15 protein-coding genes are annotated in these 14,143 nt (G+C 41.9%); 2 read left to right on the top strand and 13 right to left on the bottom strand.

Translation table 11 applies throughout. The features are described 5' to 3' along the window. Window positions 1–570: 570 nt before the first annotated feature. The 3 genes from ppc to JMX97_RS11945 form a co-directional block, all read right to left on the bottom strand. On the bottom strand, window positions 571–3,351 hold the full coding sequence (gene ppc / locus JMX97_RS11955; protein WP_201558420.1) for a phosphoenolpyruvate carboxylase: 2,781 nt from the start codon (window positions 3,349–3,351) through the stop codon (window positions 571–573). 177 nt (window positions 3,352–3,528) lie between these two features. Next, window positions 3,529–4,152, bottom strand: a complete 624-nt coding sequence (locus tag JMX97_RS11950) for a DedA family protein (RefSeq protein WP_201558419.1) — start codon at window positions 4,150–4,152, stop codon at window positions 3,529–3,531. Window positions 4,153–4,338: 186 nt separating this feature from the next. Beyond that, a complete protein-coding gene (locus JMX97_RS11945) occupies window positions 4,339–5,037 on the bottom strand; it encodes a VIT family protein (RefSeq protein ID WP_201558418.1) in 699 nt (232 codons plus the stop codon). A 460-nt stretch (window positions 5,038–5,497) separates the two neighbouring features. On the opposite strand from JMX97_RS11945, the gene JMX97_RS11940 reads away from it, so the two are divergent. Beyond that, window positions 5,498–6,151: a DsbA family protein gene (locus JMX97_RS11940; RefSeq protein ID WP_201558417.1), complete on the top strand. Its 654-nt coding sequence runs from the start codon at window positions 5,498–5,500 to the stop codon at window positions 6,149–6,151. 129 nt (window positions 6,152–6,280) lie between these two features. Here the strand turns inward: JMX97_RS11940 and JMX97_RS11935 are convergent, their stop codons facing one another. Next, window positions 6,281–6,697 (bottom strand): PACE efflux transporter, encoded by a 417-nt coding sequence (locus JMX97_RS11935; RefSeq protein WP_201558416.1) that lies wholly within the window; start codon window positions 6,695–6,697, stop codon window positions 6,281–6,283. A 148-nt stretch (window positions 6,698–6,845) separates the two neighbouring features. Then, the gene (locus JMX97_RS11930; protein ID WP_201558412.1) at window positions 6,846–7,286 is read right to left on the bottom strand and encodes a CopD family protein; all 441 of its coding nucleotides are present in this window, start codon (window positions 7,284–7,286) and stop codon (window positions 6,846–6,848) included. Between the two features lie 47 nt (window positions 7,287–7,333). On the opposite strand from JMX97_RS11930, the gene JMX97_RS11925 reads away from it, so the two are divergent. Continuing rightward, entirely contained in the window at window positions 7,334–7,810 is a 477-nt protein-coding gene (locus JMX97_RS11925; RefSeq protein WP_201558411.1) for a hemerythrin domain-containing protein, read from the top strand. A 125-nt stretch (window positions 7,811–7,935) separates the two neighbouring features. Here the strand turns inward: JMX97_RS11925 and modB are convergent, their stop codons facing one another. The 8 genes from modB to moaA form a co-directional block, all read right to left on the bottom strand. Beyond that, complete coding sequence (gene modB, locus JMX97_RS11920) at window positions 7,936–8,637, bottom strand: molybdate ABC transporter permease subunit (protein ID WP_201558410.1); 702 nt, start codon at window positions 8,635–8,637, stop codon at window positions 7,936–7,938. 171 nt (window positions 8,638–8,808) lie between these two features. Further along, window positions 8,809–9,693 (bottom strand): molybdate ABC transporter substrate-binding protein, encoded by an 885-nt coding sequence (modA, locus tag JMX97_RS11915; protein ID WP_201558402.1) that lies wholly within the window; start codon window positions 9,691–9,693, stop codon window positions 8,809–8,811. A gap of 182 nt (window positions 9,694–9,875) precedes the next feature. Continuing rightward, a complete protein-coding gene (locus JMX97_RS11910; protein WP_201558423.1) occupies window positions 9,876–10,340 on the bottom strand; it encodes a molybdopterin synthase catalytic subunit in 465 nt (154 codons plus the stop codon). A 157-nt stretch (window positions 10,341–10,497) separates the two neighbouring features. Continuing rightward, window positions 10,498–10,761: a MoaD/ThiS family protein gene (locus tag JMX97_RS11905; protein ID WP_201558400.1), complete on the bottom strand. Its 264-nt coding sequence runs from the start codon at window positions 10,759–10,761 to the stop codon at window positions 10,498–10,500. 68 nt (window positions 10,762–10,829) lie between these two features. Beyond that, the gene (gene moaC, locus JMX97_RS11900; RefSeq protein WP_201558398.1) at window positions 10,830–11,381 is read right to left on the bottom strand and encodes a cyclic pyranopterin monophosphate synthase MoaC; all 552 of its coding nucleotides are present in this window, start codon (window positions 11,379–11,381) and stop codon (window positions 10,830–10,832) included. Window positions 11,382–11,452: 71 nt separating this feature from the next. Continuing rightward, window positions 11,453–12,259, bottom strand: a complete 807-nt coding sequence (locus tag JMX97_RS11895) for a molybdenum cofactor guanylyltransferase (protein ID WP_201558396.1) — start codon at window positions 12,257–12,259, stop codon at window positions 11,453–11,455. After that, window positions 12,252–12,782 (bottom strand): molybdenum cofactor biosynthesis protein B, encoded by a 531-nt coding sequence (gene moaB, locus JMX97_RS11890; RefSeq protein ID WP_201558394.1) that lies wholly within the window; start codon window positions 12,780–12,782, stop codon window positions 12,252–12,254. Before moaB ends, JMX97_RS11895 begins: the two co-directional genes overlap by 8 nt. Window positions 12,783–12,848: 66 nt before the next feature. Then, window positions 12,849–13,958 carry a GTP 3',8-cyclase MoaA gene (moaA, locus tag JMX97_RS11885; RefSeq protein ID WP_201558393.1) on the bottom strand — a complete coding sequence of 370 codons (1,110 nt, stop codon included), beginning with the start codon at window positions 13,956–13,958 and terminating at the stop codon, window positions 12,849–12,851. Between the last annotated feature and the right edge of the window lie 185 nt (window positions 13,959–14,143).

Genomic DNA, 14,143 nt, shown 5'->3' with positions numbered 1-14,143 from the left:
AGGACTGATAGCTTATTGTTGGTTTCCCTACAAACCAACCCTCAAAAATGTGGCTGGCTTTAAAGAAGTTGGGGAAATATGAATGTTATCAGTAGCTTAATGGAGGACTTATCCCGAATTCAGGTTAATTTACGTAATATGCTGATTAATGAAGCAGGCTGAGGAGCATTACTATGACTCAAGATAATAATAATTATCATCAAAAAATTTCTAATACTTCTAATAAACCGTTAGGTATTGATGACAGTTGGATTGAGAAAATATGGAAATGGGCAGACGAATTTTAATTGCTTGAATCTGAGGTTCCTCGTGAAAAAAGGCATTGCTGGCAATAAAAAAGCTAGAAATCCTAGAGGTTGAGGTAACTGGTCTGGTTTAGACGAACCTGAAACTAAAAACGTCTATAAAACGAACTATATACCTGACGAACTCACTTATCTCGCAAACCTCGTAGAAATCACTCTCATCTCACATAAAAATGGGCTAATAATATCAGAGCTCTTGGTAGCAGCTTGATAAAATTAACCCAGTGTTGGTTTAGTATATTTAATAAATATGTCGTTCTAGCCATTAACCAGTATTGCGCAGACCTGCTGCTAAGGCATTGATACTACGGATTAATGGATCTTCAACTTCAAGGTCACCATGGCTGACATCGCCTTTTGCATCTTTTTGTCTGGAACGTTTTAACAGCTCGATTTGGATATAATTAATAGGATCTAAATAAGCATTTCGCCATTGAAGGGAAGCGGCAAGATTTTGCTGATTAGACAATAAGGATTGTTGATTAAGCAAAGAATTTAAGCCTGAATAGGTCAGACTGTGCTCATCAGTGACCGCTGTCATAATCTGTTCACGTAACGTGTCGTCATCACACAATTGGCTATAGGCATGAGCAATACTCATCTCAGATTTGGTAAAAGCCATTTCGATATTGCTAATGAACACGCTAAAAAATGGCCAGCAGTCATTCATTTCCTTCATCAAGTCTTCGTCTTCTTTAACGCTATGTAAAGCACTACCCACGCCATACCAAGCAGGCAAGGTAAAGCGTGCTAATGACCAACCAAATACCCAAGGAATCGCTCGCAAGGTAGTTTTACTTGGCAGGCCTTTGTTACGATGCGCTGGGCGTGAGCCAATATTTAATAAAGAGATCTCCTGCACAGGAGTCACTTGTGAGTAGAATTTATAAAACCCTTCAGTATGGTCGGTAAGTTCGCGATAACGCTCCTCACCAGCATCTGCTAAACGAGCAAAGAGCGCTTCATAATTTGGTAACTCAGGCGGTTGCACAACAAATCTTGAGGAGCAGGCTTTAAGGGTACCCGTGATGCCCATAGTAAGCTCAAACACAGCGGTATCAGTGTTGGCATATTTGGCATAAAGTACTTCGCCCTGTTCGGTCACTTTAATCTGTCCATGCAGTGTACCCGCTGGCTGAGCCGCAATCGCTTTATGGGTTGATCCGCCACCACGACTCACTGACCCACCACGGCCATGAAACAAGCGCGTTTTGATACCATATTGCTCAGCAATACGGTTAATGGTTTGCTGCGCACTATAAAGCTGCCATGCAGAAGTAATAATGCCGCCATCTTTCGATGAATCTGAATAGCCAAGCATGATTTCTTGGGTGTTATCCGAGTGCTCTAGTAATCCTCGATAGAGTGGATTATCCAAAACCGCAGGAAGAATCTTATCAATATTTTTAAGGTCTTCGATGGTTTCAAACAAGGGGGCTACGGGTAAGTCAGCAGATAATTGACCCTCATCATTGATCTTGCATAAGCCCGCGAACCGCATTAATAGCAACACTTCTAATAATTGACTGGCGTTGTTAGTCATCGAAATAACATAACTGCCGAAAGTATCTTGCCCAACCAGTTTCCGCAAGGTCGCCACAGAGTTCATCAAGGCCAATTGTTCGCGTGTTTTATCCGTTAATTTGTCGGTATAAATTAGTGGTGTACCGGGCTTTTCAAGCAAGCGCGTGAGCCACTCTTGCCGCTCTATTTCATTGAGCGTTTGGTAATCTGGCAAATTAGAGGCACTGGCAAAAATATCGGCAATTACTTCGCTATGGTAAGACGACTCTTGACGAATATCGAGCGCTGCCAAATGAAAGCCACAAGTTTTTACCAGGCGAATCATATCAAGCAATAATCCTTCTGCATGTACCGTATCATGGGCATTCACACTATGACGGATAATGCGTAAATCTTCCAACAGCTCTTGTGGATTGGGGTAAGCATCTTTTTCAGCCTCACTATCACTGCCTTTACTTTGAATAAGGCGGTTAGTGGCTTTGACTTTATTAAGAATTAAGGAAAGTAATCTACGATAAGGCTCATTGCCGTAATCATCGAGATTGTAATCAAATACCCGTTGATCAAGTTCATCGTAGCTTTTAATTTTTGTATACACTTCGGGTGCGACATTAACCGTCGTATCGCTATGAATGAGCTGGCGGCGCAGTTTTTTTAGCAGTACTTGATAGTGACGCAACACGGTATCAGCATGCATTAATACGGCAAGTTCTGTGGTCTCGAAAGTCACAAAAGGGTTGCCGTCTCTATCGCCACCTATCCAAGAGCCAAAACTCATAAATGCAGGTAATGGGTATTCTTTTAACTCTGGGTAAATATCGACAATGGCCGCTTTGATATTGCGATAGACCTTGGGAATGGCATCAAATAAACTGGCATTAAAATAGTGCAGACCATTATTTATCTCGTCGTAGACCAGAGGTTTACGGGTACGAACTTCATCAGAGGACCATAATAAATCAATTGTTTGCGCCGTCTGTTCTTTCGCTTGCTCGTAGGCAAAGCTGTTTTCAGTAAGGTTGTTTAAAGCATCGCTATCGGCAAATAGACTCTGCAAGATATTCATCGTTGTACGGCGGCGAGCTTCAGTGGGGTGCGCAGTAAACACAGGAATAAATTTCAGTTGATCAATGAGCTCTTGCATTTGGGCAGGCTCAATATTGCGTTCACGACACTCAAGCAAGGTACGGCGAAACGACCCTTCCCAGCTCTGTTCAGACTGCACACGCAAGGCATGACGTTGCTCACGTAAGTAATTTTCTTCACTTAGATTGGCAAGGAAAAAATAGATAGAAAAGCCACGTATGACATTTTTTAATGTTTGATTGTCTAAAGAGGCAATGAAGTCAATGAGCTGCTGCTTGTGTGTTTCGTTAGGCTCGCGGCGTTGTTGAATAAAACCTTTACGCAGGGTCTCAATAGTATGGACCGTTTGTTCACCAGATTGGCGAGAAATCGCATCGCCCAAAAATGAACCTAATAAGCTGATGCGTTCACGTAATACTTCGTTATCTATAGTCATCCTTAACCTTCTTATCAAATGAGTTGGCAAAATAGTAAAATCACGATTTTAATTCCTTAACATTTTGTCATTTGCTGGTATAAATTATCCACTTTTATTGTTTTGGCCGCCCAAACAATTTACCACATTAACCATAGCAAAACTATCCAACCTCAATGACTTAAAAACATACTTATATTAGGGCGTGTTGCGATGATCAGACAGTCGGCGTTTAATAAACCAACCAACGATAATGACCACAGCGAGTAGCAAAAAAACCTTAGAGTATGGCGCTAGCGCGGCCTCAATAACCTCATAATTTCTACCAAAGTGATAGCCTGCCAGAGTCAATACGGTTGTCCAAATGCTGGATCCTAAAGCAGTCAATGCCAAAAAAAAGACAATCGGCATTTTATTCATACCTGCAGGGATTGAGATAAGTGAACGAATACCGGGCACCATTCGTCCAAAAAATATCGCCTTGTTGCCATGTTTATCAAACCAATCGCTGGAAGATACGACATCTTCAGACTTAATAAACACATATTTGCCGTACTTTTCAGTAAATATCACCAAACGTTCTTTGTTAAACAGACTTCCTAGATAATATAAAGGCAACGCCCCAAGCACACTGCCAAGCGTACCGGCTAGGATGACCAATACTAGATTCAAATCACCCCTCGCCGCCGCAAAACCTGCTGCTGGCATAATGACCTCGGAGGGTATAGGCGGAAAAACGTTTTCTGCAAACATGGCAAATATAATTCCGAGATAGCCAAACTTTGCCATGATCATCAGCACCCATTCGCTAATTTGATTCATTGCGAGAGCTCACTCGATAATTGGTTGCTTGCGATAATGTTATAGTACTGGGTCAAATAACTGAGCTCATACATAACAGTTCATATTAATTCCTAGCCTCATTCCCATCATCATAACTTAGCTTACCGTTAAGATAGTGTGAAAATAATGTAAAGATATTAGCTTGTTTTAGGTATAAAATGAGCTCTAGACAGCCACCCCAAATAAGCGTCCAATCAATGACGTTGCAAGCATTGCCAACACGCCCCAAATCACCACACGAGCCGTAGCAGGAATGATAGGCGCATCGCCCAAACGAGCAGATATTATCCCAAGTAGAATTAAACCCACTACCGTCACAGAGGCCAGTGACCAGACCAATGAATGCGCTGGCAATATCAGAATGCCGATAACCGGTAATATCGCTCCCGTAATAAATGCTAAACCCGAGGCAATTGATGCGTGAATGGGCTTTGCTTGGCTGAGATCCGTTAAACCTATCTCGTCACGAGCATGAGCTTCAAGCGCATCGTGTTCGGTCAAAGCTAGGGCAACTTGCTGTGCCAAAGCATGATTAAGTCCGCGCTGCTCATAAATGGTTGTCAGCTCGACCAGCTCGCGCTCAGGGTTATGTTTCAGTTCATGACGCTCTTTATCCAGATCCGCCTTTTCCGTATCGGCTTGTGACGATACCGAGATATACTCACCCGCAGCCATCGACAAAGCACCTGCTGTCAATGCTGCCATCCCTGTCAACATTAATGTCTGGCTACTGGGATTCGCCGCCGCTACCCCGACTAATAAGCTGGCTGTTGAAATCAATCCATCATTCGCGCCTAATACTGCTGCCCTTAACCAATGATTACGATTGCTTAAATGAGCTTCGTCGTGAACAGAATGGTGCATAGATATCCTTAAACGATGTTAGGAAGAATACAAAGATGGTAATTAAGCTTAACATTTAATATAGCGGCGTTTAATATAGTTGCAAACAATATAGACCCATTCAATATAGGCGCATTGGGCTTGCTTTGAAATAACTGACTAATAGCTGATAAATAAAAAAAGTATAGCCATCGCTATATTGATAGTCTGTTACTGTACGCTTAAAGTCTAGGCCATGTCTCATAAAAAGCCCCCAAAGTTACTGACAACTTTGGGGGCTTTCACAAAAAATAATTTAAGCTTTGCTAGTATTCAAGCTTTGATAACAATCGTCTCGCCGAAATATCGATAGACAAGCCTTTTCAGAAACTTGAATGGCATAAAACGGATTGATTACACAATAGGTCTAGGATGGTGACTACTGACTGTCCTAGACTTAACTCTACTAGGCCGTGTCATCATTTAAGTAATGAGGAATACTATGAAAAATTCAGACCAACCAATACAAATAGACATCGTATCGGATGTTGTTTGCCCTTGGTGCATTATCGGCTATCGACAGCTGGCCGAAGCATTGAAGGACACCAATACCGCCCATGAAATACATTGGCACCCGTTTGAACTGAACCCTAACATGCCAGCCGAGGGACAAAATCTACGCGAGCATATAATCGAGAAGTACGGCAGAAGCGTACAAGAGTCGAATGAGAGCCGGACTAGGATGACCGCAGCAGGTACAGAAGTCGGCTTCGAATTTCACTTCACTGATGATACGAGAATGCACAACACTTTTAATTTGCATCAACTGCTACATTGGGCCGACCCACAAGGCCGCATGCATGATTTAAAACAGGCCTTATTTACGGCCCATTTCACCAATAATCGCAACATCTCTGACAATGCTGTGCTCGCGGATATAGCGTCGGAAATTGGCTTAGATCGTGCCGAAGCGTTAGCAGTTCTTGAAGACCAGCGCTTTGCTAAAGAAGTACGCGATTCTGAACAGCGTTCAGCACAACAAGGTATCCAAGGTGTGCCAGCAGTTATCTTTAATGGTCGTCATCTGGTCAGCGGTGCCCAAGGCGTAGAAAACTTTACCAGAATTCTGAAACAGCTGGCCGAAAATCCCGACTAAACGATCTTTTTAAATCAGTTTTCTAACTTTCCTATTTGCTGGGTTTCAGTTGAGCACTCTAAAAAGTGCTCTTCCAGATTTAGTGACGTCAGATCTAACTTCAGGTACTGAATAAATTATCTTCAGTAGTTAAGTTTGAGGGATAGGATACACTTTGTCATAGACCAAGTTATAGACAAAGGCATATACCACATAGAAGCAGGCCATAGCGATATCTATTATAAAGGCTTCCCACAGACTGATGCCTAAGTACCAAGCAATCATCGGCATAAATAATAACAGCAGCCCGCCCTCAAATAGTAGGGCATGAAACACTCGTATCAACATTGTCTTATGAACATCTCCACGCAGTTTTACCATAGCATGATCGAAAAAAAGGTTATAAAAATAGTTCCATACCGTGGCGATAGTGGAGGCGGCGATAGCTATGACCCCCATCAGACTTAGGTCGTAGCCGAATACCAAACTGGCCAACGGGGCTAAGATGATCAAACCTATTACCTCAAAGCCCAAGGTATGGCGAATACGATCTTTAGTGGTACGCATTAAGCTCCCTAATTCATTTATTCATTTATTCATTTATTGACCAATTTTATCTTTTAAACTCTCGTGTCAAAGTTAGATCTGCTGTTTCTGCTGATAAAAACAAGCAGTTGGGCAACTAAAAAATTATGATTTGCCTAAAAATAGTTTATTAGCTAAATCCCGTACGAAATAATGTGCCAACAATGACAAAGCTTACTGACAATAGAGTCACCAAAATAATATTTATTGAAAACGCATTCAGCGTAGTAGCTGATAACGTTGGGATAACCCGAAAGCGGGCGTGTAATGCTACTATAATAGTCGCTAGCAACAGCAATAACTTAAGACTGATGAGGATGCTAAGGTCATTATCAAATGTGAACCAGGCGCTTATATCCGGTATTAATCTGTATGACATCCACAATCCCGTTATTATTTGAACTGCTAAAGCTGGCATACCGACTTTTTCAAAATGCTGTTCGAACTGTAGCAGCACGTCGATATCACGCGATGACAGTACTTTGGGCAAAACAACTAGCGCTAAGATTAAATGACCACCTGTCCAGATAGTCGCCCCTAATAAATGCGCGATTAGTATATAGTTGAGCATAACACTGAATTCCGTAACGTTGAATTCTATAAAAAAGGAGATTAAGTATGAAACGTGCCAATCAATTACAGCCATTATCTCGCCAGCATCATCTTGGACTACACGTGGGCCGTCACGCTAAAGAATGCGCTGACAATCCGCAAGATATTGCCGAACATTGGCAAGCGCTGTCCTCTTATATGAGTGATATGCGCAATCATTTCCAAATCGAAGACAATCTAATCGTTGATACCCTACTGCCTCATCAATCTACCCAGCCTGATGTGGCGTCCGCACTTGAAACATTGGAAGAGCAGCATAAGCAGTTGAACGCACTAACGGCAGAAATTAAAGCCTCTCAAGAAAATAAAAATGAGGTCAATGTAGACCAAGTCAGAGAACTTGCTAATCTGCTATATGATCATGTTCGTTTTGAAGAACGTGAGCTCTTTCCTATCGTTGAAAAGTATCTGACAGAGGATGAGCTGAATGCTGTTTATAATGCGAGTCCAGATAATATTAAGCATTTAGATGAGCAGCGCTAGATTGCACGATGCTTGAATACTATAGTTAAGCAACTTTAAAACAGATACAGGATAGCTGGGAAAATTCATTCCAGTAGCACTGTGTTTTTTTTAAATTGGATTAAATATATCTCACACAGACCATTTTATGGGCGTTGATTTAGCTTATTAACGCTGGCGATTAGAGCGACCATTATCATGCCCATTACAATCAAAATAATGGACATCGTGTGGGCAGCCTCATAATTAAGGGCTTCTACTTGCTCGTAGATAGCAATGGAGACCACTTTGGTTTCACCTGAGATGCTGCCCCCTATCATTAATACCACGCCAAACTCGCCAATAGTATGCGCAAAGCTAATTAGACTGCCAAGAACAATACCAACCCGAGCTTGCGGTAATGCCACTCTCATAAAACGTTTCAGTCGATTAGGTTCTAATAATTGAGCGACTTCCATCACGCTTCTTGGAATGCGTAAAAACTGCGCATAGACAGGTTGTACATAAAACGGTAGCGAATAAATAATCGACCCTATCACTAAGCCTTCAAAAGTAAATATAAATGGGCTGATGTTATGCTCGGCAAGCCATTTGCCGATGCCGAAATTCGGACTCATAAGTAGTAATAAATAAAAACCAATTACTGTAGGCGGTAGCACCAATGGCATGGCAATGACGCCCATTAATAATATCTTAAGACGTCCGACGACGTTGCCTCGGCTAGGCTTAGCCAACCAGTAAGCCAAAGGTGTCGCAAACAATAACAAACACAAGGTTGTCACACCGGCAAGCTTAATACTTACCCAGATTGGGCTGAGCATGTCTGATACAAGGGTTTCAGATATCATAGCGTCACTGTTTACTCACCGTTATCGAGCGTGTTTTTCATCATAACGTTCATTATGCAATCTACAATAACCCTAAAGCCTGTTAATAATAAGGCGTGCCAGCAACGATATTTAAAATCTCATTGCTAACACGCCCTAGTCTATAGAACTAACAGAAAGATTATCCATTAATTATTTGACGGCTAAATAACCTGCTTTTGAAAAGTACGCTTGGCCTGCAGGAGAGCGCAGATAATCCGTGAAGTCTGTCGCTGTAGCACTAGCAGTGATTACCATACCGTCTTGTAAGATAGGGGGATAAGAATCCGGTGGTAAAATATAAAATTGTTCAGGTGTGGCCTCAATCGCTGTGACTTGTGATTGCGCGACGAACCCATAATCGACACTCCCAGTATGAGCATATTGAAAGGCTTGACCAATATTCTCAGCTTGTATTATACGTTTTTGCTCATTTAGTGAATCATAGATATTTTGTGCTTGTAGATACGCTTTTGCAGACTCGCCATAAGGGGCAAGCTCGGGATTGGCTATCGTTATTTTACTATTAGGATTTGCCGCAAACAAGTCTACCAATATCGCTTGGTTAAAGCCATTCATAGGCTTAGTGACACTGTATAGCGCCAATTGACCTTGAGTATAAGTGAATGGTTTATAAGTCTTTTCACTTTGAGGGCTTTTATTAGCTACCTCGTCAGCTAACTTCGCAGGGAACGTTTGATTGGCAGATAAGAATATATCATAGGGTGCACCTGATGTTATTTGGGCATATAGCTTACCAGAAGAAGCAAAAGTGACCTCTATGTCTTGGGCAGGCAATTTTTTATCTACTTTATAAGCTTCAACAATATCAGGCAATACATCAGATAAATTAGCAGCAGCGGCAATACGTAGCGTTTCGGTCTGCCCGGTCGTATCATTTGTACTCTCTTTGGTACAGGACGTTAACGCTAACGTTAAGTAAGTAGCAGCGCTAACCGTTAATACAGCTTTAGATACGGTGGTAAAATGCTGTATTAAATTTTGACTATTTCGACCACTTAACATATTAATTTTCATAGCCTACCATCTGTAGAAGCCAATTTTTATTTGGCATATCTTGCTAAAACGACTAAGCAAAAACAGTCCTATGACCCTTCTTACTTAGCCGTTATTACTTGATCATTTTTACTTAGCTACTGTCGCTCAACCACTGCTACTTAGCCATTGTTACTTAGCCATTGTTACTTAGCCATTGTTACTTAGCCATTGTTACTTAGCCATTTAGAGGAATCATCCTCGTAGTATTCTTGCTTCCAGACAGGAATATCGGCCTTAATAGTATCAAGTATCCAACGACAAGCATCAAATGCAGGATAGCGATGCGCAGAAACCACCCCAATCCATACGGCTATATCACCTATCTCTAATGCCCCGATACGATGAATAGCGATGGCATGGGTAATCTCAAATTTTTTCTTCGCTTCTTCGATGATTTGCCGGCCTTGATTAACGGCTAATTCTTCGTAGCCGTAATAACTTAAGCGATCGACGCTACTGGCATTATTATGATTACGCACGCGCCCTTCAAAGCTTACGAAAGCGCCGCAACTGTCATCATCCAGCATATTTCTGAGTCTACTCTCATCAATGGCAATATCTAATAAAGCAAAGCCATCACGCTCAGCGACCATATAGGCCTCATCAACACTGCGACTTATGTGCATTGATTGGCTATGCACATCTTTTTTATCGTTCTTTACTTTATTGTTCTCTGCATCGGCATCTGTGTTGTTATTCACACTATCTTCCATTTCTAATCTCTACTTATATAGTCTTTGCTTATTGCTCTAGCCTTTATCAACTTATCCATCAAACTCGCTATCAACCACCAGCTACCGGTAGAATAAAGACTACATTATCGCCATCATAAATGTCTTCAGTCCACTTGACGAAGTAGTCATTTACCGCGACCCGTAATTGAGATTGAGGGCGGCTGAAACGATGCTTTTGACTTAAGTGTTCATACAAACCACTGAGTGAAAGTGACTGCTGAACGGTAACTTTTTCCTCATGACACTTGGCTTCATCGGCCAAACCGGCAAAATATAAAATATTAATATCCATAGTGCTATCTGTAATGCTCATAAAGGTCTCCATTACTAGCTGGTTATTGACGTTAGAAAGTTATCATAGCTATTGAGATTAGACGGTTATTAAGTCAAAGGATAGTTATAATCTGATTTGCCACCCGTTTTAGTAATAAGGCGAATATCATCAATGACAATGTCATGCGACAACGCTTTAGTCATATCATATATGGTCAAACAGGCAATACTAACAGCGGTTAAGGCTTCCATTTCTACGCCTGTTTTATGAGTTACTTTTACCGTTGCCGTTACTGTAATTGCATGAATACTATCGTCATATTCAAAGGTTAAACCAACTTTATCTAAAGGTAGCGGATGACAAAGTGGAATAAGCTCATGAGTACGCTTGGCTGCCATAATACCAGCGATATGTGCGGTTTGAGTAATACTACCCTTCTTGGTCATGCCATCGGCAGCTTTGATTTGCGTATAGATGCCTTCTGGAAAACGTACTTGCCCAGTGGCATAGGCCTCTCTAGTAGTGACTGTCTTGCCACTTACATCGACCATATTAATATCGCCATCACTATCCAAATGGGATAAGCCAGAGGCGGTTAAATCATTTTGTGTATTCTGTTGAATATCGGTATTAGAATCGGTATTAGAATTCGTCGGCATAGTCTCTGTACTCTTTAACAGTCTCGTTATTTTATTAACAGTCTCGTTACTCTATTAACAGTCTTTTCATTTTATAAATCATATAAAGCGGCACAGGCGCGCTTAAAGTCTTCAGGGGTATTAAAGTTGGTTAATGGCTGCCATTCTTTTACAATTGTAATAGCCTGAGTCATAGGTTTAATAAACGCCATAACCTGCCGCTGTCCACTATCAATATAAGTCTTTAAATCAGGCTCAATACTCAAATCATAAAGCCCTAGCAGCGGATATAGATGAGTCTCATCTGTTAAACAAATTACTTTTTTATCTGGCATTTGACCAGTTTCCTGAGCTTCTGTTATATCGTTATAGGTTAACGCTCTAGTATACGGTTGTAGCTTTTGCCATAAATCAGTAGCTGGAATTAAGCTATCACAACTAATGACCATCAACCACGATGAGCGTTCATTCTTTAGCGTGCCAGCGTCAGTTTTATTTGCTAACGGCTGTTTTATTAATGACTGGAACGCTGACTCAATTGCGACTAGTGCCCCACCTGTAACTGTATCGCTATTATCATCAATAGTCGTCGTAGAACCATAATCAGCAACATAAGAAATAGGCGACTCTGGGCGGTCTAAAAGTAATTCTGGCGTTACCGTAAAACCGCGCTCATTATCAGCAATAATAATGGGCACGTTTAACTTGCTTGCTTGCCTTACATGATAATCCAGTAGGCTTTCGTTAGTCGGCAAGGTCAGCTTGGCTTTGGGTGTGCCCATACGTCTGGACGCCCCTCCCGCCAAAATCACCACACCGGCCAAGCCATCCAAGCCATCCAAGCTATTTGAACTATTTGAGCTATCCAAACCCTGTAAGTCATCTACCATATCAGTCATGACTAGGATTGGTACGCATAAAGTGTGGCACGAAGTTACACGGACGGGTGCGGCTATCGAACTGGTCTTTTAATATGCCTTCCCAACCGGTTCGGCAAGCGCCTGATGATCCAGGCAAGCAGAATATACCGGTACCGTTTGCCATTCCTGCAACCGCCCGCGACTGTACGGTAGACATGCCAATATCGTCTTTTGAAATCAAGCGAAACATCTCGCCGAAACCATCAATAGACTTATCAAATAACACATTAACCGCTTCTGGCATGCTGTCTCTAATATAAAAACCAGTACCGCCAGTGGTGATAACCGCATGGACATTGGGATCTGCAATCCAGCCACTAATAACGGCTCGAATCCGATAAATATCATCAGTAATAAGCTGGCGATCTGCTAACTGATGCCCCGCTGCCGTCAGCTGATCGACCAGATATTGACCTGAAGTGTCTTGTGCTAAGGTGCGAGAGTCAGAAACAGTTAAGACAGCAATATTAAGCGGGATAAATTCTGCAGCGGGCTTGGACATAAATTTTCCTTAGTGAAAGCAAAAAAAGTAAATAGATAGAAGGTTTAGAACTGGCTATAAAAGCAGCTAACCACCAATCATCGATAGGTTATTCATCATGCCACTATTAGAATCATGCAAATGATGATGCTCAGGCTTAATAGGCATAAAGCTTTGTAGCGTGGCCATCAGACCTTCCACATTATTCTGACGTAGGTGCTCACGAATGTCGTAGTTACCTTCGTCAAATAAGCACAGATGTACCTTGCCCAAGCTACTTACCCGCAGACGGTTACAGTTGTCACAAAAGTGCGCTGCATACGGAGCAATCATACCAATGCGTCCAAGATACTCTGGATGACTGTATTCTATTGCTGGGCCATCAGCGCTACCACGATCGTTGGTCTGCCAGCCATGCTCCAATAAATAATCAGTAATGGTACCGGCATGCGCATGCTGAGCAAAAAACAAATCGCTGTTGTCACTGGTCTGCATAAACTCGATAAAGCGGTAAGTCACCGGACGATTTTTCACATAGTCCATCGCCGTTATCAGATTTTGAAAAGCGGTTTCTGCCATCAAAACACTGTTTATTTTCAGCTTAATATCCGTGGTTTCTAACAGCTGATCCATATCCGCCATTAATTGCGGCAACATATTAAAGCCGGTCATCTTATGAAAGGTAGCCGCATCGAAGCTATCCATACTGATATTAATCTGATTCAGTCCGGCAGCTTGCCAGCTGGCCAAATGTTTGCCGAGTTTATAACCGTTACTGGTCATCGCTACAGTTTCAATACCAGGCGTCTGCTTTATGGTTCGGATAATGTCCACGACATCACGGCGAATAGAAGGCTCACCACCCGTGATTCGTACCTTTCGCGTCCCTACTTGGGCAAAGCCACGAATTAACGTCGCAATCTCAGACACACTCAATTCATCATCAGGACGCTTGCCCTGATAGCCATTAGGCAAACAGTATTCACAACGAAAGTTACAGAAATCTGTAATAGACAGGCGCAGATACGTTAATTGGCGTGCAAAATTATCTGTTAACTGTTGATGGTGGTTGATAGAAGAATCATTGGGCATAGTTACTACCGACGATACTGGGTGATCGTCAATATCAAGGCTAACAGGTGTTGAGACAGGTGAATACAATTGAGCATTCCCTATTGTGGGGCTGTGATTAGTCATATGTCGTTACCGCCAATATTGTGGTCTGTAAGCGTTGCCTCAGGTTATGAGTTGATAAAGGTCTATTGTCTATTTATTATGACAGATTGAGGTCAGATAGCAATTAACCCTAGGAGCTCTAATATCTACCACTTTAGTAGTACATATTAAGGCGCTTAGGGTTGAATTAATAGGGTTAAATTAAC

This window comes from Psychrobacter sp. 72-O-c, from assembly GCF_904846605.1.
Lineage (GTDB): Bacteria > Pseudomonadota > Gammaproteobacteria > Pseudomonadales > Moraxellaceae > Psychrobacter.
This window is presented reverse-complemented; position numbering and strand designations above follow the sequence as displayed.

Bases quoted from the DNA above. Each gene is read 5' to 3' on its own strand.
- ppc (WP_201558420.1), bottom strand. From the start codon at position 3,351: ATGACTATAGATAACGAAGTATTACGTGAACGCATCAGCTTATTAGGT.
- JMX97_RS11950 (WP_201558419.1), bottom strand. From the start codon at position 4,152: ATGAATCAAATTAGCGAATGGGTGCTGATGATCATGGCAAAGTTTGGC.
- JMX97_RS11945 (WP_201558418.1), bottom strand. From the start codon at position 5,037: ATGCACCATTCTGTTCACGACGAAGCTCATTTAAGCAATCGTAATCAT.
- JMX97_RS11940 (WP_201558417.1), top strand. From the start codon at position 5,498: ATGAAAAATTCAGACCAACCAATACAAATAGACATCGTATCGGATGTT.
- JMX97_RS11935 (WP_201558416.1), bottom strand. From the start codon at position 6,697: ATGCGTACCACTAAAGATCGTATTCGCCATACCTTGGGCTTTGAGGTA.
- JMX97_RS11930 (WP_201558412.1), bottom strand. From the start codon at position 7,286: ATGCTCAACTATATACTAATCGCGCATTTATTAGGGGCGACTATCTGG.
- JMX97_RS11925 (WP_201558411.1), top strand. From the start codon at position 7,334: ATGAAACGTGCCAATCAATTACAGCCATTATCTCGCCAGCATCATCTT.
- modB (WP_201558410.1), bottom strand. From the start codon at position 8,637: ATGATATCTGAAACCCTTGTATCAGACATGCTCAGCCCAATCTGGGTA.
- modA (WP_201558402.1), bottom strand. From the start codon at position 9,693: ATGAAAATTAATATGTTAAGTGGTCGAAATAGTCAAAATTTAATACAG.
- JMX97_RS11910 (WP_201558423.1), bottom strand. From the start codon at position 10,340: ATGCACATAAGTCGCAGTGTTGATGAGGCCTATATGGTCGCTGAGCGT.
- JMX97_RS11905 (WP_201558400.1), bottom strand. From the start codon at position 10,761: ATGAGCATTACAGATAGCACTATGGATATTAATATTTTATATTTTGCC.
- moaC (WP_201558398.1), bottom strand. From the start codon at position 11,381: ATGCCGACGAATTCTAATACCGATTCTAATACCGATATTCAACAGAAT.
- JMX97_RS11895 (WP_201558396.1), bottom strand. From the start codon at position 12,259: ATGACTGATATGGTAGATGACTTACAGGGTTTGGATAGCTCAAATAGT.
- moaB (WP_201558394.1), bottom strand. From the start codon at position 12,782: ATGTCCAAGCCCGCTGCAGAATTTATCCCGCTTAATATTGCTGTCTTA.
- moaA (WP_201558393.1), bottom strand. From the start codon at position 13,958: ATGACTAATCACAGCCCCACAATAGGGAATGCTCAATTGTATTCACCT.